This is a genomic window from Streptacidiphilus melanogenes (assembly GCF_000787835.1).
GTDB classification, from domain to species: domain Bacteria; phylum Actinomycetota; class Actinomycetes; order Streptomycetales; family Streptomycetaceae; genus Streptacidiphilus; species Streptacidiphilus melanogenes.
This window is the reverse complement of sequence record NZ_BBPP01000006.1, coordinates 233,761-252,360: the sequence shown is the minus strand read 5'-3', so window position 1 is coordinate 252,360 and position 18,600 is coordinate 233,761. Positions and strand designations below refer to the sequence as shown.

The window sequence follows — 18,600 nt, the reverse complement described above, 5'->3', positions numbered from 1 at the left end:
GGCGCTGGGGCGTACCGGGGCCCTCCTGGACCCGCCGACGCTGCCGCACCGCGAGGAAGCGGCGCCGACCGTCCCCGCGCAGAAGAAGAAGTCGGTCAAGAAGGTCACCGCGGCAGGCAGCTGAAGTCCACGAAACCTCAGCCGCCGTCGGCGTCCTTGCCACGCCGCCCCCGGACAGCGGCGATGATCTCGGCGGCTGCTGCATCGGGCGGCTGGTGCTCCCAGAAGCGGAGCACCAGCCAGCCCTCCGCCTCCAGACGTGCATCGGTGTCCCGGTCCCGCTGCACGTTGCGGTCGATCTTCTCGGTCCAGTAGTCCCGGTTCGTCTTCGGCAGCACGAAGTGATCCGGGCAGTGATGCCAGAAGCAGCCGTCCACGAACACGGCCACCCGCGTCGGCCGGAACAGCAGGTCAGCGGTGCGACGCATGCCAGGCAGCGGCTTCGCCGCCACCCGGTAGCGCAGGCCGGCCGCGTGCACCAGCGACCGCAGCGCCCTCTCCGGAGTGGTGTCGCGGCTGCGGATCGCCTGCATGTTGCGGCGGCGCGCAGCCGACGAAGCCCACGAGCCATCCGGCGGCTTCCACTCGCCGCTGGACGACCCAGGAGGACCCGGAGTTCCCCCTGCGCCTGCTGCTACGCGTCCTTCTCCGGTAGCTTCGGCGCCATCACGACGGGATCGCCCTCCCGCGCCACCACCCATTTGCTGCCCTCCAACTCGACCCAAGGCGCATCAGTGTGTGGCGGGGTCCAGGGTGCCAGCCGCACGCTCAAGGATTCGCCGGGACCCGGCACGGTCAGCCCGAGAACCCTGGCCACCTCCTGGTGGTTACCGTACTGGCCAAGGATGACGATTCCCTCGGGCTGCAGCGCGGACCGCGAGCCGCCGTTGTAGCGCACGCGCTTCATGTAGTCCTCCTGCTGCGCGACCGTTGCGACTACGCTCCGGGAGACCACGCGGCCCTGCGTCCGGCGGAAGAGTTCGTGCAGCCGCTGCGTGCCGGCCTTGGGCGCGAAGATCGCGGCGATGTCCAGCGGAGAGAGGCGAAGCAGGATGTTGTCCTGCAGCGGGGCGTCGCGGAAGAGCCAGCGCACCGACCTGTCACGAGCAGCTGCCGTGAGCGTCCGCTTGCCGTCGCGGTTCCCCTCCTTCTTCGTCAGCACGTCCTCAGTGACCCTGAACAGGCCCGCGGACCAGCGTCCAGCCTGGTCGCTCGCCCACAGCCCCAGACACAGGTGGCCCATCGCCTCCGGCGGGATCATCCACTTTCCGAAGTCCTGCGAGTACTTGCAGTCGACGTCGGCGCCCGCGATCGAGTAGTCCATCGCCTCGCCATCGGCGAAACCGAACTCCCGCTGCAGGTTGATCTCTACCAGCGTTCCGGCGTGAGTCTTCTCCGTCTTGTGCAGCTGCTCCCAGCGGAAGCGGCCCGTGTGCTGGCCGTCGAGGAGCATGTCGAACGTGCGGCGCAACGCCGCAGCGAACTTCTCGCCGTGCGGGTCAGCCGCGAGGATGGCGGCTTCGACGCGCTCAAGTTCGGGACCCAGAGGGCTGCCAGGGGACACGGGGAACAGCGGCTCTGCAGTGGGCACGGCTATCTCGCTTCCGGGGCTGATGATCACGGTGCGTGCGATGTGGTGCGATGCTCGGGCTGCTGAAGCACTCACTCAGTCGGCGAGTTTTACTTCGGCAGCCTTGCGTTCCTTGCGCTTGCGCTCGTACTCCGCGACCGCCGCCTGGGCGCCCTCGGGCGGCCAGGGCAGCGCGCTTCGCAGCTCGTAGGTCACCTCGGTCACCCCCTCGCTCTTCCGCCGGTGAGGGACGATGTCCCAGCCGAGGACGTAACGGAGCTCCCGCAGGCGCTTCTTCGGGTCGCCCTTGTGCGTTTCCTGGGCCACCAGTTCGATGAGTTCGACGGGAGTTGCTTGCGCCATCTCCTTGAAGGCGATCAGGAGCTCGCCAATGCGCTCCCACGGACTCTGCTTCGGCAGCGCATGTGCGATCGCCGGGCCGAAGTTGTCCAGGGAGGCGAAGAACGCCTGCTTTCCGTGGTTGTGCTCCTCGCAGAGCGGCTCCAGGTTCTCGAACTCGGTCTTGCCGCCCCACGACTCAGGGATGATGTGGTCGATCTGCAGGCGTACCTGGTCGGGACCGGCACCGCACATGTGGCAGTAGCGACCCTTCTTGCTGAAGACCTCCGCCTGCAGTCGCGGCGAGATCTTCGAAGCGGCCGCGGCTTCCTTCTTCCATCCCTTGAGCTCGTAGACCCACTCGCCGTCGCCCGTCCGGCGGCGGCTCTCAACCACGAAGTGGCTCCGGACCTCCCGCAGCCGTCGCTGGCTGTGGACGTTCGCCTTACCGAACGCCTGCTGCGAATACGCGAGCCACTCGGCCATGGTGGGCGCGTTCTGCCGCCGCTCCAGGAGGAATCGGCAGGCTGCCGTCGTTTCGCGGCTGCCGAACAGTTCGTCGATCGCGGGGTCTCCCGGTTCGGGCAGAGGGCGCCCCCCGTCGAGCTCTACGCGAGGCATGGCATCCCTCCGACGATCGGATCTTCTCAGAAGAACCCTGAGCGTCACGGAACTCTAGGCGGCTTGAGATTGCTCCACAAGCAGATAAGCCAAGCCGCAGTAGATGATTCATGTGTATTTGCCCAGATTTGGCGGCAAGATCTGGCCAATCTTGCCGTCAAGAATCAAGAGAGGGAGGGAAGGCTCGTGACGGCAATCACCACTCTGAAGCGGTCCTATAGCGGTGGAGGGTTTCCAGGCGTGGCCTGCGCGCGAGGTCTCGAGCGGGCGGTGCCCGGTGTTCCACCGTGTTGGTGCTTCGACGGTGCCGGGCTGATCTCTCTCAACTCACTTACGAAGACTCGCCCTGTGAGTTCAGCTCCCTTGATATTGATGTAGCCTGACGCCTCCACAGGTGTGCATACGGTGAATGCGCAGGTGGCGCCTGGGCTGTCAGGGCAGGAGGGATCGTGGGACCCGCTGGGGGGCGTACGCCGCTAGGCCGGGCGGCGCTGTGCACGGAGCAGGGCCAACGGCGCCGACTTCCCAGTTGGGCCTCATGGTTCAGTGATCTGGGGGCGTGGGCCACTGAGCTGGCCCAATCAGGGAAGCGCGGCACCATCGCGGTTTCGGTGCCCGCCCTTGGATTTGCGGGGTCGCTGGTGGGCTGCGGAGTGGTCTTTGCTGCCTTCCGCCCGCAGCACAACCCACAGGTAGGCGGCTGCCAGTTCGAGCCGGCCTCGCGGCTCCCGGAGCACGAGCATGCGGTCCGCTTGGTGCCGACTGAAGGAACCGCCAGCTTCGTTGGCGTCTTCCAGGGCACGCTATTGGACCGCCAGCGTCAGCTGTTCCACGTCGGCGGATCGAAGTTTCCGGCGGACCGCTACCGGATCGACCTGCTTCGTTGGCCCGACGAAAGGGCCGACCTCGAGGCAAACAGGAAGTACTCGCACCCGCTCGAGATCCCCGACGGACTCGACGGCCTGCTTCCGGGACCTGCCGTAGATTTCTGCGGCTTCAGCGCGCTTCACTGCGTGATCGTCGGCAGCGGCGTGCGCACGGAGCAGGAAGCACAGACCATCGTCGCCGCCTCCTTCTCGTCCCCGGCGGTTCCGCTCGGCTCCTTGCTACGGCCCAGGGCTGTGCGCGATACCGGTCGCCAGTACCGCAGCCTGATCCTTTCCGCGCGGGAGGACCCCGAGGAGTACCGGGCGCTCGTTGCTGGTCGGCACCCGTCCGCCGTAGTGCTGGACGGTGCGGCAGCGGTCTGCCGGTGGCTCGGGGCAAATATGGCCCCGGTAACAGTGGCCTTGGTCGAACGCCTTGGGGCATCAGGCGAAGCTGCCGCTGACCTGCTCGAGAGCCGTCGCGGGCGAAGCCTGTGCGACCTGCCGCTGCCTTCGGACCTCGCCGAAGTGCCCAGCGGCATCGAAGTGCTCGCGTGGCAGGACAGGGGATGAACGAGTGACGGCGATCGACGGCATCGACCAGGTGTACGCCTGCTCTCTGGAATGCGAGATCTGGGACCAACCAGTCGAGCACTCAGGTGCGCGGGCGTATGTGACCGTTGCAACCCGGCTTCTTCGTGGTCTGGGCGAGACGGGAGCTTCCGACCTGTGGCGGCCCAGTGTTCTGGTGCTGCGCCGGACCCGCAGGCTCCTCTGCAACGTCCCGCTTTCGTTCGACGACCCGCATCTGCAGCTCAGCGGCGCAGCAGCCCAGCTCGCCGCCGAGGCGGTCCGGCTGGCCCCAGTCGCGGATGCCGACTCGGTGGACGGTCTGCACCGAGCTGCACAACTCCTCGCCTGGCTCGCCAGCTCCGATGACGATCCACTCGGCGACTGTGTGCGCGACTTCTTGACCCTGGACGACGTTCGGGCCGGCATCGTCGTCGTGCCAGATCGCCGGTTCCTCGAAGCAGTGTCCCAGGCAATGGCGCATCGGGGCGTGGCGGTTCAGGCGGGCACCGAGGCCGACCTGGCAGGAGGCGGGGTCCACGGATCAGCAGCGGTCGTCGGCCCGCCGCGCTGGCTAAAGCCGGGGCTCCTCAACGCGCCCCGGGCTCGCAACCTTGCCCTTGTCCACTACGACTTCTTCCGTGAAGAGCCGGCGGTGGAACCGATGCTCTACGGTCCCGCCGTGAGCACCGGCGTTGTTCGTCCGGTCCAGAGATCCGCCACCTTCTATAGCGGGGCGGGCCAAGAGCACTTGGACGAAGCCGGGGCTGAGCCCGCTGACCGGCTCACAGCCGATGAGTGCTCGCTCGGGGAGGAGATCCGGGCAGTTTTCCCCGCCTCTCGCTCCGAGAGCGGTCACGCCAACGCCCGTGACCAGGTCCGAGCACGTGCCGCTCTGCTTGCTGACGGCTCCCACGTGCTACTGCCCGTGGACGCCGACGCCCGCATCCTCACCCTGCGCACCCAGTTGTTGCCCGAAGTCCGGCTCGAGCAGGTCCCAGCTTCATCCGTCGGCTGCGGTGACTACCTGGTCCTGCGGAGCAAGCCGCACCACCAGGACCTCACGGAGCGTGCAGACGTCCTCCTGGGAGCAGACGCGAACTCATTGCGGGCAACGCAGAACATGTGGAAGGACAAGCTGTGGGAGCGCACTGAGGCGCATCCTCGCGGGATCCGCGGCGTTGCTGACGACCTGCGCCGGGCTGGGGCCGACACTGCCAACGTTAGCTACTGGATCAGCGGCTGGTGTATTCGCCCACGGAGCAAGAGCGACTTTGCCGTCGTCCTGCGCTACCTGCGGATCTTCGCGGACCTCGATGAGACCTGGGAGCACCTCCGTCGTATCGACAGCGCGCACCGCAGCGCCGGACAGCGGTACGCCGAGGACATTCTTCGGGCGGCCACCCCTGAACGGACCAATCGCCTGCTTGCCGCCGGGTGGTGCGCGGTCACACCAGGAGGTGTTGACCGCGAGACCGTGGTCATCACCCGGGTAGAGCACCTCCTCCCTGAGACCCTGGTCGTCCCGCTCAACGTCCTGTGCCGGCTCCGTGCCACGGAGGATTCCTGATGACCCGAATGATCCCGCCGCACTACGACCGCGCGAGCACGCCGCCTGGGGAGCGCGAGGTCTTCGAGCGGCTCCGCGACGACCCGGCCACCGGCGATTGGATCGCGTTGCACTCGCTGGCGGTCGCCGATCACCCGCGGCAGATCCAGGGCGAGGTCGACTTCGTAGTCCTGGTCCCTGGTGTTGGCATGCTCTGCCTGGAGGTGAAGTCGCACCTCAAGGTGGACCGGCTCTCAGATGGGCAGTGGAAGCTCGGCTCCCACCGCCCGGAGGCGCGCGGCCCGTTCGTACAGGCAGACGAGGCGAAGTTCGCCGTCGAGGGGCAACTTCGCAAAGCCAGTCCGCGGCTCCCGCCCCTGCCCGTCACCTCCGCAGTCTGCTTCACCCACGCCCGATTCCAGGTGCCTAACCCCACCGAATGGCACAGTTGGCAGTCGGTCGACGCCGTGGCTTTCCACCGCACCCCGATCTCCGCTCTGGTCCTCGGCATACTGAAGGGCTACCGCGATCACCTAGCTGCCACCCCGAATGCCCGCAGCTGGTTCTCCCCAGGATCTGCTGAGCCCACCGCGGCCACCTGCGCCCGCGCGCTGGACATCCTGCGGCCGTCCTTCGAGTTCGCCGAGCCGCCTAAGCTCCGCCGCTATCGCAGGGAGGAGGAGGCCCAGCAGTTCACTCAGCACCAGTACCGCGTGCTCGACATGCTCGCGGAGAATCCACGCTGCATCATCAAGGGCCCAGCTGGCACCGGCAAGACCTTCCTCGCAGTGGAAGCCGCGCGACGACTCGCCGCCGACGGCGCCCGGGTGCTCCTTTGCTGCTACAACAAGCTTCTAGGCGGATGGCTCAAGGAGGAGACAGCCGCCGAAGAGCTGATCACGGCCGGTACGTTGCACGGCTTCATGACCCAACTCCTCCCCGCATCCGAAAGGCAGCGCATCGTCGGCACCGATCGCGAGAGATGGTTCGACGAGGTGCTGCCGGAACAAGCTCTGGAAGTACTCCTGTCCGACGGCCCGCGCTTCGACGCGCTGGTCGTGGACGAGGCCCAGGACCTCATGCGGGACACCTACCTCGACGTCCTGGACGTCGCGCTACACGGAGGACTCGGCAGCGGCCGGTGGCTGCAGTTCGGCGACTTCACCAACCAAGCGATCTACTACTGCGACGGTGAAGGCATCGATCTCCTGCACCGACGTACCTCCAGCGCCCCAACTTCGATCAGCCTGACGGTGAACTGCCGCAACGTCCCCGCGATCTCCCAGTACGTTGAAGAGACCTCGCGGCTCAAGCCCGGCTACAGCGACACCCTGCGCGCTGAGAACAACCGTGAGACCCGCCGCGACTGGTGGAAGACCCCACAGGAACAGCAGAAGCTTCTGGTGCACCACCTGGACAGGTTGCAGTCAGATGGCTTCGCGGCCGACGAGGTCGTCGTCCTGTCGCCGCGAGGTACCACCGGCGCGGCAGCGGTCTGCACTGATCCGCGCTGGCGCACCCGCCTGGCCCCCCTGGACCAGCCCCGAAAAGGCTGCGTCGGCTTCGGTACCGCACACGCCTTCAAGGGCCTGGACGCCGCGGCCGTCATCGTCACCGACATCGAGTCCGTCAGCGACGAGACCGGCGAAGCCCTGCTCTACATCGCCACCTCACGCGCCCGCGACGACCTGACAGTGCTGGCCCGCGACACCGCGCGCGCCGACTTCCGCCGACTCCTTCTGGGAGAGTGACCGTGTCCGAGGACGACACCAAGCGAACCGCCGGCCGCGAGGACATCCTGGCAGCGCTACGCGCCGAACTGCTCGGACCCGCCCCGGCTGGAAAGCCCCTGGAGAAGACCACCTTCGCGGACAAGGACGAGTCCTACGGGCCGTGGACCGACGCCACCACAGGCGAGGAGATTCTGGACCGCGCCCCCCTGGTCCGCTACGGCGTAGGTGTCCTGTACCCCGCACTGCCGACCGCGACCGGCACCGGAGGAATAGCGGACGCCGACGTTGAGGAAGCGGCCCGGGCCATGGAGCAGGCAATCGCCGACGCTGCCCTCGTCCCGGGTCTGTCCGCAGACGAGCAGCAGGAGCCCGAGCCCGTCGGCTGGGAGGGATCCGCTGGACGGCTGGGTGCCACGGCCGACGACGCTGACTTCGACCTGTCTGGGGCTAATGAACGCCGCCCTACGGCCATGGGCATCTCGTTCTTGCTCGCGACACAACCCCAGGCTGGGCTGCGTATTGAGGTTGATGGCGGCCGGTACGAACAGTTGCGGATCGACCTCCCAGGCGGGGCCCAACGTACCTGGTGGAAGCGCGTACCGGTCAAAGCCGTCTGGAAGCTCTCACCCGAAGAGCTTCGGCGGATTCCGCACCTGCACCGGGACCTGACGCCAGAGTCCGAAGAGTCCACCGGCATCGAAGGCTTGGACCTGCGTCTCACCGCCAGCCTGCGCCAGCACAGCGGCGGCACAATGACGACCGTTGCCCTCGTCAACCGCACGACCCCCGGCGCCAGAGCGCTGGACGCCGCCTGCCTGTTCCAGACCGCCATCACGGCCACACCGCAGGACAGCTGGCTGGCACCGTACCCGGAGAACGCCGAAGCCGGAGCCCATCCCGATGACGCTTCGTTCCGCCTGATCTACCGCCACGCCCGCACCTATGCCATCGGCCACGGATGCTCTGCCGACTGGGCCGACCCTGACAGCGAAGGACGCTCCAGCTGGGCAAAGGCCGACCCGCTGCCCGAGTACGAGACGCCCAGCATCACCCCCGACATCGTCCTCGGCGACGGTACCGCCCTGACGGTCTCCATGGCGCAGCTCGCTGGGACGGAACCGGGACGACTGGCCCAACTCGAACGGATCCTCACCGAATACAAAGCTTGGATCGCCACAAAGCAGGCCGAGGCAGCGACCCTCGAAGGGGAGTTCCAGGCCACTGCACAGCGCCACATCGAAGACTGCAGTAGGGCGCTGCGCCGGATGCGAGAGGGCTTGGACCTGGTCCGCGACGCTGACAGCGACATCGGCCTGGCGTTCCGGCTGGCCAACGCGGCCATGCTCCGCCAACAGCTTCGCTCGGGAGCGAAGCTACGCACCACCACACTCGTCGACGGTCGATTCCAAGTGGAAGGGAACCCCCCTGACGAGAAGGCAGCCGCCAACAACGGGCGTGGCAACTGGCGTGCCTTCCAGATCGCGTTCCTGCTCGCCGCCATCCCCTCGACCGCCGATCCAGCCCACTCGGATCGCGAGGCGGTGGACCTGATCTTCTTCCCCACCGGAGGCGGTAAGACTGAGGCTTACCTGGGCCTGTCGGCCTTCGCCATGCTGCTGCGACGACTGCGCGACTGCGGGGACGCAGGCGTCACCATCCTCATGCGCTACACGCTGAGGCTGCTGACGGCACAGCAGTTCCTACGCGCTGCAGGCCTCATCTGCGCACTCGAGGACCTGCGGAGCAAGCACCAAAATCGCTTGGGCTCTGAGCGGTTCTCCATCGGCATCTGGGTCGGCGGCGACTCGACGCCGAATCGGAACGCAGACGCTGTAGCCGCGCTGCGCAAGCTGGCCAGCGACGGCGGCGAGAACCCCTTCCTGCTGCTGCGCTGTCCCTGGTGTGCGGCCCAGATGGGGCCGGTCAAAAGCGTCGAGAGCCCGACTGAAGCACCGGCCGGACAAGGCCGTGCCCAACGGGGAAAGCAGCGGGTCAAGCACAGCAGCGTTGCCGGGTATAGCGAGTACAGCGGCCGCGTTGTCTTCACCTGCCCTGACCCGGACTGTACGTTCTCCACCGACGAGAAGCCGCTGCCCGTCTACGTCGTCGACGACGACGTCTACGACTATCGGCCGTCCCTGGTCATCGGCACGATCGACAAGTTCGCCCAGCTCGCCTGGAACCCGCACGCCCGTGCCCTGTTCGGCCTTGGCAAGTCCGGGAACCGTGACTACTCGCCCCCAGGGCTGGTCATCCAGGACGAGTTGCACCTGATCGCCGGACCGCTCGGCTCGATGACCGGCCTGTACGAGGGCGTCATCGAGGAACTGTGCACGGGCCAGAGCAAGTCGGGTCCGATCAAACCAAAGATCATCGCCTCTACCGCGACCATCCGCCGTCACGAAGAGCAGGTCAGGGCCCTGTATGCACGTGACACCGTGCGCCTGTTTCCACCGCACGGTCTGGACGCCGACGATTCGTTCTTCGCTGTCTACGCACGCGACAAGACCGGGAAGCTCCTGCCGGGCCGCAAGTACGTCGGCGTGCACGCACCGGCCCTGGGCTCCATGCAGACCACGCAGGTCCGATCCTTTGCCGCCCTTCTCCAAGCAGCAAAGGACTCACCAGAAGAGCAGCAGGACCCCTGGTGGACGCTGATGACCTTCTTCAACAGCCTCCGCGAGCTGGGCAACTCGCTGTCGCTGATGCAGTCCGACATCCCCGACTACCTCAAGACCATCAACAACCGGTGCACGACCGACCGGGCCGATCTGCGCTACCTCAACCGGGTCGAGGAGATGACCAGCCGACTGCGCCAGGACCAGATTCCCGAGGCCATGGAGAAGCTCGCACAGCGGGCCGACGGAGGCAAGGCCATTGATGTCTGCCTCGCCTCCAGCCTGATCGAGGTAGGCATCGACATTGACCGCCTCTCTCTGATGGCTGTAGTCGGTCAGCCAAAGAGCACCTCCCAGTACATCCAGGTCACCGGCCGAGTCGGCCGCAAATGGGACAAGCGCCCTGGCCTGATCGTCACGCTCTACGGAGCAGCGAAGCCGCGGGACCGCAGCCACTTCGAACGCTTCCGCAGCTACCACCAACGGCTGTACGCCCAGGTCGAACCCACCAGCGCCACCCCATTCGCACCGCCAGCGCTGGACCGAGCTCTGCACGCCGCCGCCCTGTCTTACATCCGCCAGGCCGGCGAGCAGTCCCTGCCCCCGTACCCCTTCCCCGCGGCTCTCTTCGACAAGGCATCGCAAATCCTCCAAGACCGTGTGAAAGAGTGCGATCCCGACGAGGCGGACCGAGTCGCCGATGTTCTGGCCAAGCTCCGCAACGAATGGGAGAACTGGGAGCCCACCGCCTGGGGAACCCAAGGCACCAGCCCCGAACTCGGCAGCCTGATGCGCGCCGCCGGCCAATACGCCGCCGAGAATGTCGAGCTCAGTACCTGGGCCACGCCGTCCTCCATGCGCGGAGCTGACGCGGAGTGCCGCGCCGTCATCACCCAGCAGTACGCACTCGAGGGAGCCAAGCAGTGATCAGCGGGAAGGTACGTCGCTCGCAGTTCGTCGCCCCTTTCGGCCCTGGAGCTATGCAGGTCCTCGCTGACGGCACCTCCGTAGTCACCGCAGGGCTGGACCACTGGTTCCCCCCGACCGACAACCTTGACCAGGAGGAGTTCCGGATCCGGGAATGGCGTCTGGAACGCCACCTCGGCGTCGCCGCCCTCTACGCCCCGCCGGACTACCGCGACACCTACAAGGCCAACCGCGGCCAGTACAACACCGGTCTTCAAGTCCCCGTCCTGCGCTTTCCTGCGTGGAGCTTCTGTCCCCGCTGCCGCGCCCTGACGCGGAGCCCGCTACATGTAGCGGACCGCCCGCGCTGCATTAACCCGGCCTGCCCCCGGCAGAAGGCCTCCTGGGCCCCGTATCTTGCCCAGGTCCCCTTCGTTGCCCTGTGCGAACGCGGGCACCTCCAGGACTTCCCCTGGAACGAGTGGGTCCATCGCTCTGCTACGGCTTTCTGCCGCTCGCCCAAACTGAAACTCAAGACCCTCGGCGGAGGCACTCTCGCCTCTCAGCGAGTTGTCTGCGAGACGTGTGGCAAGGACCGTAGCCTCGAGGGCGTCACGTCCGTCGAGCGCGACCGCGAGAGCGGGGAGGAGACAACCTACCTCACGGCGAACCTCGACAAGGGGAACGAATTCTCTTGCCGCGGAGCCATGCCCTGGCTAGGTCTGGATACCCAGGGGCAGCCCTGCGGATCTCCGCTGCGCGGCAGTCTCCGCGGCGCCTCCAACGTGTACTACGCGCTGGTGAAGAGCTCCATCTTCATCCCCGAGGCGGGCACCGCTGGCGTTGATCGCGCGGTTCTCGAAGCCCTCGAAGAGCAGACCATCGCAAGGACTCGCGCGAACCTCCGGGATGTCCTGGACCCGGGGCAGCAGATGACAGCCGCGAGGCTGAGGAAGTCGGCAAAGAACAACGCCTTCCGCCTACAGGACTTCACTGACTCGCAGATCGAGGCTGCCCTCGCCCTGCTGGAGAACGCCGGTGACGTCACGGAAGCTGCGTCTGCGCCACCGCTGGCGGCGGATATGGTCGTCCAGGCTCCCTTCCGCCAAGAAGAGTTCGAATACATCCGGAACGCGACCGAATCGGCCGAACTCGTCGTCCGTGAACCGGAGACCGATTCATCTGACGAGATCACGGCACTCGTGCCCCGGGTGAGGCTCGTGGAGAAGCTCCGTGAAACCCGGGTACTGTCCGGCTTCAACCGGATCTTCGCTGAGTCCTCTAGCGCCGATACGGCAGCACGCATGGCTCTGTTGCGCCGCAGCGAGCCTGCCGACGGCATGTCATGGCTTCCCGCCTACACCGTTCTCGGGGAAGGTATCTACCTGGAGCTGGATCCCGACCGTCTTGCCGACTGGGAAGCGGGACCCGACGTCCAGCAGCGGCTCGACCCCATAGTGCGCCGTTTCCAGGCTGTCGCCGCTGACCGCCACCTCGCCGACCGCGACGTCACACCCCGTCTGGTTCTTCTCCACACTCTCGCCCATCTGCTTATCAATCAGCTCACTTACGAATGTGGCTACAGCTCTGCCTCCCTGCGCGAGCGCCTGTACGTCTCCCCAGGACGCGACGGCATGAGCGGAATCCTCATCTATACCGCCGCCGGGGACTCTGAAGGGACCCTTGGAGGGCTGGTCCGCATGGGTCAACCCGAACGCTTCGAGACCGTCCTGCGCAATGCCGTCAGCAACGCCCGCTGGTGCTCCTCTGACCCTGTCTGCATGGAGAGCAGCGGCCAGGGTCCCGACTCCTGCAACCTTGCTGCTTGCCATAGCTGCGCCCTGCTCCCAGAGACAGCCTGCGAGGAGTTCAACCGCTTCCTCGACCGCGGGTTGGTCGTTGGAACGCTGGACAAGACGGGTCTGGGCTACTTCGCAGACCTCTCCACCTGACCGGGGGCCCGTCATGGCTGGGAGGCCGTGACGGGCCTGCGCTGACACGGTGGTGGGAGCGGCGGCCCCGGTCTCGGGTGGCATCCGCCGGCACGTCTTGGTAGCCTCGCGGGCCTCGGATCGGATAGACTGGCACCGCTCGGACTGGATGACAAAGTCCGGCTCTTAATCAGCGGGTCCGGGGTTCGAGTCCCTGGCGGCGCACAAAGCACGGATTGCCCAAGTGGCAAGCTTGATAAGGCGGTTGGCCCTTCGTGGGTCGGCCGCCTTTTGCTTTGTCTGGTCTGTGATGGGTGCGAGGTGGGGGCCTGGTGGGGCGACCGGTGCTGCTGGTCCGCGCGCCTGCGGGTGCGCTGATCTGCGGGTTCAGGCTGCTCGGGCCTGCTGCAGGGGGTCCGCTTTCGGCGGCCGGGGGTAGTCCGGCTGCCGTCGTCGGCGGGTTCCTGGGACGAGGCTTCCGGCGGCGCGGATGAGGGCTGCGGTGTCGGCGGCTGCCTGGTGGGCGACTTGGGGCAGGACCGAGGTGTAGGTGTCGGCGGTCAGCACGATGCTGGAGTGGCCGAGCATGTCCCGCACGACTTTCAGGTCGGCGCCCGCGGCGAGTGCGAGCGTGGCCGCCCCGTGCCGGAGATCGTGAAGGCGAATCGGTGGCAAGCAGGCCGCGTCGTTGAGTTCCCGCATCAACTGGGTGAGGACTTCCGGGGATAGGAGTGTGCCGTCGGGCCGGGTGAAGACGTGACCGGTTTCCCGCCAGGATTCTCTTGCCAGCATTTTCTCGGCGTTCTGCCGGGTGCGGTGGGCGCGGAGGACTTCGATGGTGTCGGGGTCGAGGGCGATGGTGCGGTTGCTGGCGCGGCTCTTGGGCGGGCAGGTGACCAGGCGCCCGTCCTGGTACTGGACCTGCCGGGAGATGGTGAGCAGTCCGGCGGTGAGGTCGAGGTCGCTCCATCGCAGTCCGGTTGCTTCTCCGCGGCGCAGTCCGCGCAGGGCGATGACGTGGAAGGCGGCGTAGAGGCAGTGGTCTCCGATGGAGGTGAGGAACTGTGCGGTCTGCTCCGCGGTCCACACGGCCACGGCGGGGCGGATGCCGGTGCGTTCCCATTTCCGGACGCGCTCGTCCGTCCACACGACCGGGTGGGGACGGGTGGTCGGGGTGAGGCAGACCTGGCGGGCAGGATTCTGTTCGAGGAGTCCGGCGCGGACGGCGGCGTTGAGTATGGTCCGCAGCGCCGCCCGGACGCGGTGCAGGCCGACTGGCGAGACGGCGGATGTGCCGCCCGGACCGGGGGCGGCGAGCTGGTCGAAGGCGGCCTGGATGCGGGCGGTGTCGAGTTCGGCCAGGCGGATGTCGCCGAGAGCGGGGAGGAGGTGGAGGTCGAGATGGCTTCGGTAGTTGCGGCGGGTGGAGGCGCGCAGATTGGTCCGCCCGGTGAGCCACTGCTCCATCCACTGGCCAACGGTCAGGCCCTCGGACGCGATCGTGCGCGCCCGCAGCTCGTGGAGCGCGGCGCGGGCCTGGTCGCGGGTGGTGTATCCGCCGCGCCGCAGTGGACGACCCTGACCGGTGGGCAGGGAGAAGTACCAGCTGCCGTGCCCGCGCCGAGCCAGCTTCGGGCAGTGCCGCCCGAGCTGCCGACGGCTCCCTGCCTCCCGGCACCCGCACCGCTTGTATACCGAGCCCGGAGCGGACACACGCGCCTGCCTTCTTGCTTACTGGGTCTACCGCACTGATCATGGCGGATTCCAGCGGCACTGAACGCGGGTGTCAGCAGCACTGCCAGGTGAGCTTGGCCTCCTCGAACCGGCGGGCGGCGAGGTCCTCAGGGCGGATGAGCCAGTAGAGGGTGCCGCAGTCGCCCCACATCATGTTGGCGTCCGCGTCGGTGTCGATCTGAGCGAGCAGGGTCCAGCGCTGTGCTTCCTCGTCCAGTCGCGGATCGGTCCACCGGGTCTTCGGCCCGAGCATGGCGTGGGCGATCTCGTACTCGACGGGGCCTTGGACGGGGCGGGCGTTGCCGCCGATCTGGTGGCCGATGGTGTTGTTGCCGCTGTAGACGGCGTCCATGAACGTCTTGATGTGCGGCGGGATCTCGCGGGGATCCAGCGGTGCGTCGCCGTCGGTCAGGGCGTCCAGGGCGCAGGGATGCCATGGGTCCGGGACGCTGCATCGCGCGGAAGCGGTGAGGTCGACGCGGGGGTAGGGCTCCAGCCCGGCCGGGGTGGCAGCTGTGGCGGTCTCCGACCCGGCGGGGACGTAGAGGACGCGGGCGCCTGCCCAGGTGTCCGGGTCGGCTACCCAGACCATGGCGTCCCCGTCGTCTATCTGACCGTCGAAGAAGAAGAGCAGCAGGGTGCCGTCCTCCGGAAAGGCTGGGTCCAACCCATTCCGGGGCAGCGCCGCGCAGTCGATGGAGGCGATGAACGACAGCGGGCCGTGGTCCGGCCACTCCGGCCACGGCGTGCCCACGGGCAGCTGCGGCTCGCCACCCAACTGCGTCGCTGTTGGCTCGGCCTCTGAAGCCTTCCTCATGCGGACGCACGGCCGAAGGAGCGCGGTCCAACGCACTGCTGCGTCGGGCGGCAGGTGCTCGGCGGCCAAAGCCTCATACGACTGAAGAGATGCGGTCACGGCGCTGATGATGCCGTACGGCACCGACAGCCACCGGGCTCGGGAGCGCCGCCCATGCATCGCCTATCCGGTTGTCGCCTCACTCCGGATGTGGGATCAGACGCGGCGCAAAGCCTCGGTGAGGTCGGTGCCGAGTCGGTCCCACACGATGACTTCTCGGCTGTCGTCCAGCAGGTTTCCGACGTACCAGATGCCGTCGGCCGCGGAGCGGATGTAGCAGTACATGGCGACTTGGATCGCGTGGGTGGGATGGATTTCGGCGGGCCATCCGTCCTGGGACGGCACCAGCACTGTCAGGTCGAGGGCGAGCGCACGAGCGGTGGAGCAGCCGGTGGCTTCCCGGAGCCGACTGTGCGTCCACCCGTCTGGGAGGAGGTGGTCCGATGGATGCGGTTTGCTCGGGAGCAGTTCGGTGACCGCGTGGGCGAGACGGGGTCGAAGATAGTCGCCGTCGCGCTCGATGCCTAGGACGCCGGCCATGAACTGCATCTCGCGGATGCCGTCGGGGCTGGTCCACTGGAAGGGGACCTTGGAGACGTGGGAGGGGAAGACGTTCTCCAGGTAGCGCTCGCCGCGGCGCCAGCGGAAGGATTCCTTGGGCTTGGGGCCTGCCGGGGTCTGGGTATGGGCGAAGAGCACGGTGATCCAGCCGGAGACGTAGTCGCCGCCCGACTGTGACTCCCACTTGTAGAGGGAGCGCCAGAAGGCTTCGTCGACGGGGCCTCCGGCGGCGGTTGCCGCTATCTCGTCGAGCACTGGACGCAGTGCGTCGAACCAGGCGCTCAGCCCGTCGAACCACGGAGCGAGCTCTCGGACCCGTTGGGACAGCAGCCGCCAGTCCTCGGCTGTGCCCTCCAGGCGGATCCGCGGGATTCCGCAGAGGGACAGCCATTCGAAACGGTAGTAGGGGCTGACCACGGACATGAGCGCGACGAGCGCCGAGGAGACGTCGTCGTCCGTCGTCGTGCTGAACCGGGTCAGGAAAAGGTCGGTGATCTCCAGTCCGAGGTTCTCGCGCAGCGGTTCTAGCACAAGGCGAATGGACCGGCTCCAGTCAGGGGCCGGATCGAGCAGGCTGTCGTCGCGGACCTGGATCGTTCGACGATGCCCAGGGGTGTCGGTGAACAGGCCGGCGTACTGGTCGGCGTTGAGCCTCACGTGGATGGCGACTTCGTGCACGACCGCGAACCACAGCACGTCGGGCGAGAGGCTCAGCGGGAGGTGGGCGGCGAAGCTGAGGTGGATCGCGCGCAGCAGCAGGCTCCACGTTGGTTCGGCGGCCGCCTCGAGCGCGTGGCTGTGCGGTTCGGACACCAGCGTGGCAACGCTGCGGTGGTGCAGCCGCACTGGCCGAGCCGAAACGGCCTGCAGGAAGTGCGCGTTGTCCACCGCCCCGAGCGCGGAGGCCAGCTCCTCGGCACGCTCGTCGTCGGGGATCGGGAGGTCGATCACCGCCGCGGAAGGGTACCGCGCGCCCGCGTCCGCCGAGTCGGCGTTCCACCGCTCGGGGAGTGCGTGCCCGCAGACGGCGCACGTGTACTCCTCGTCCTTGACCACGTTGCGCTGCCCGCACTCGGGGCAGAGCCGGAAGACGAATCGCTGCGTGAACCCGTCGGGCCGGCCGATCCCGACCCGGCCGAGCGCGTCGGCGACGGCTGGCCAGGAGTCAGGGTCTGGACAGTATCCGGTGGAGAGGTTGCTGATCTCGGTCACGTCCCAGCCGCCGTCGCCCCCACGAGCGAGGGTGATCTCGCCTGCCGCGAGCACCCCCAGCCCGCCCGCGCAGGCCACGTGCTCGCTGCGGCGCGGTGTCAGTCGCAGCGTGCCGTCCGGGGTTACCACGAAGGTGAACGGTTCCTTGAGCTCCGACCGGTCGATCGAAGCCGCCCATCGGTCCACGTCGGCGAGGGTCCGGATGTCGCATCCCGCTGTCCCCACGCGCAGGGCCGTCGCCGCCAGCTCCGGCGGTCCGACATAGCTGAACGGCGACGGCTTTTCAGTCATCCCGACAAGGTAGGTCCCACCCCGACAGAAAGTCACGGAGTTTCCGCCGGTCAAAGGCACCTCGTCACGGCCGGCACGCGGACCAGCGATGTGCACAGTGCTGTCGTCGAGGGAGACACGGTTCGGCTGTCGGTACGGAGGGGGAGCCTCTGCGGAACCGTGCTGGGAGGGGAGCGCCTCGCCCGGAGCGCGGAGGCCGTCCCGGTGGATCTGTCGGAGGCAGCCCGTAGGGTCTCCGCATGGTTGATCAGGATTGGACCGGGGTGAGGAAGCGCATCCTCGAGCTGGGGGCGCTCCCGCCGAGCCAGAAGGTGTTCGGGGCGCTCGGACATCGGTGGATGCTCGAGGACCCGCTTGGCGAGGACGAGATCGCGGAGTTGGAAGCTCAGATAGGTGTGCGGCTGCCTTCGGAGTACCGGGACTTCCTGGCAACGGTCGCCGCAGGGGGCGCGGGTCCGTCCTACGGTGTCTTCCCGGTGCGGCGCGTTCAGGGCCGCTGGCGCTGGGAGGGAGACGGCGCAGACCTGGCAGATCTCTCCAAGCTCGCCGAACCGTTCCCCGACAAGGGCCCGGATCCTGAGGTCCTCGACCGGCTGCTGGCCGAGCGTCCCGAGGAGGAGGACTTCGAGGAGATCGAGGACTTCGACACTGCTATCGAGTCGTGGGACGAGCGGTGGGAAGCCGTCATGTTCGCCCCCGAGCGCACGGCTGGTGCCATTGTGATCTGCCACCACGGCTGCGCGCAGCGCGAATGGCTGATCCTCAGCGGCTCCCGTCGCGGCACCATGTGGTCCGATCGCCGATCCGACGACGTGGACCTCAAGCCCCTCGTCGACGCGGACGGGAACCCCGTCACGTTTGCCCGCTGGTTCACCGACTGGCTGGACAAGGCCGAGCAGACCGTCCAGCGGGCGTCCGCTGGCTTCTGAAATCGTGTGCTTCCGCGAATGCCGGCGTTCGCCGTTGCCGAGGAATCGAGGTGCGCGGTCGAGCGGTCTGCGATTAGAACGGAACCCATGACGGTCTTCTACTGCTCCAGGTGCGGCAAGGCGCTCACGACGGGCTTGACGGCGCTGGCCAGCGTCCCGGATGTCCCGGACCTCGACGGTGCCCGACCCAAGGGAGCCCGTCAGGCGACCGCCACGGTGCCTCGCCGCAGTTACGCGATCGACCGCGAGCCATGGGGAGCACCGTTCGTCCCGCAGCAAGACCAGGACAACCCCGTACCGGCCTTTCCTCGCGG

Annotated in this window: 11 protein-coding genes and 1 pseudogene; 6 read left to right on the top strand and 6 right to left on the bottom strand. The window is 67.5% G+C overall.

Features of this window, described 5'->3' with window-relative positions; translation table 11 throughout:
- Positions 1-137: 137 nt before the first annotated feature.
- The 3 genes and pseudogenes from TR49_RS41320 to TR49_RS09775 all read right to left on the bottom strand — a co-directional run.
- Positions 138-578 (bottom strand): annotated as a pseudogene (locus TR49_RS41320) (very short patch repair endonuclease); the annotation flags it as partial.
- Positions 579-634: 56 nt separating this feature from the next.
- Positions 635-1,621, bottom strand: a complete 987-nt coding sequence (locus TR49_RS09780) for a NaeI family type II restriction endonuclease (protein WP_236653289.1) — start codon at positions 1,619-1,621, stop codon at positions 635-637.
- A gap of 45 nt (positions 1,622-1,666) precedes the next feature.
- Positions 1,667-2,578 (bottom strand): HNH endonuclease, encoded by a 912-nt coding sequence (locus TR49_RS09775; protein ID WP_236653288.1) that lies wholly within the window; start codon positions 2,576-2,578, stop codon positions 1,667-1,669.
- Between the two features lie 563 nt (positions 2,579-3,141).
- Here TR49_RS09775 and TR49_RS09770 point away from each other — a divergent pair.
- From TR49_RS09770 to drmB, 5 genes are read left to right on the top strand one after another with little or no spacing between them, the layout of a single operon-like run.
- The gene (locus TR49_RS09770; RefSeq protein WP_152627155.1) at positions 3,142-3,969 is read left to right on the top strand and encodes a hypothetical protein; all 828 of its coding nucleotides are present in this window, start codon (positions 3,142-3,144) and stop codon (positions 3,967-3,969) included.
- 4 nt (positions 3,970-3,973) lie between these two features.
- The gene (locus TR49_RS09765; protein ID WP_042379436.1) at positions 3,974-5,536 is read left to right on the top strand and encodes a DISARM anti-phage system protein DrmE domain-containing protein; all 1,563 of its coding nucleotides are present in this window, start codon (positions 3,974-3,976) and stop codon (positions 5,534-5,536) included.
- An 8-nt stretch (positions 5,537-5,544) separates the two neighbouring features.
- Positions 5,545-7,266 (top strand): DEAD/DEAH box helicase family protein, encoded by a 1,722-nt coding sequence (locus tag TR49_RS09760; protein WP_042379636.1) that lies wholly within the window; start codon positions 5,545-5,547, stop codon positions 7,264-7,266.
- 2 nt (positions 7,267-7,268) lie between these two features.
- Positions 7,269-10,793 carry a helicase-related protein gene (locus TR49_RS09755; protein ID WP_042379435.1) on the top strand — a complete coding sequence of 1,175 codons (3,525 nt, stop codon included), beginning with the start codon at positions 7,269-7,271 and terminating at the stop codon, positions 10,791-10,793.
- Entirely contained in the window at positions 10,790-12,724 is a 1,935-nt protein-coding gene (gene drmB / locus TR49_RS09750) for a DUF1998 domain-containing protein (RefSeq protein WP_042379432.1), read from the top strand. The genes TR49_RS09755 and drmB overlap by 4 nt, the downstream gene beginning before the upstream one ends.
- A gap of 366 nt (positions 12,725-13,090) precedes the next feature.
- Here the strand turns inward: drmB and TR49_RS09740 are convergent, their stop codons facing one another.
- The 3 genes from TR49_RS09740 to TR49_RS46655 form a co-directional block, all read right to left on the bottom strand.
- The gene (locus TR49_RS09740) at positions 13,091-14,416 is read right to left on the bottom strand and encodes a tyrosine-type recombinase/integrase (protein WP_052434150.1); all 1,326 of its coding nucleotides are present in this window, start codon (positions 14,414-14,416) and stop codon (positions 13,091-13,093) included.
- 73 nt (positions 14,417-14,489) lie between these two features.
- Entirely contained in the window at positions 14,490-15,254 is a 765-nt protein-coding gene (locus TR49_RS09735; protein WP_236653287.1) for a YwqG family protein, read from the bottom strand.
- A gap of 195 nt (positions 15,255-15,449) precedes the next feature.
- A complete protein-coding gene (locus tag TR49_RS46655) occupies positions 15,450-17,357 on the bottom strand; it encodes a DUF4419 domain-containing protein (protein ID WP_084724733.1) in 1,908 nt (635 codons plus the stop codon).
- Positions 17,358-17,596: 239 nt separating this feature from the next.
- Between TR49_RS46655 and TR49_RS09720 the strand changes: the two genes are divergently transcribed.
- Positions 17,597-18,286: an SMI1/KNR4 family protein gene (locus TR49_RS09720; protein WP_042379431.1), complete on the top strand. Its 690-nt coding sequence runs from the start codon at positions 17,597-17,599 to the stop codon at positions 18,284-18,286.
- Positions 18,287-18,600 lie beyond the last annotated feature (314 nt).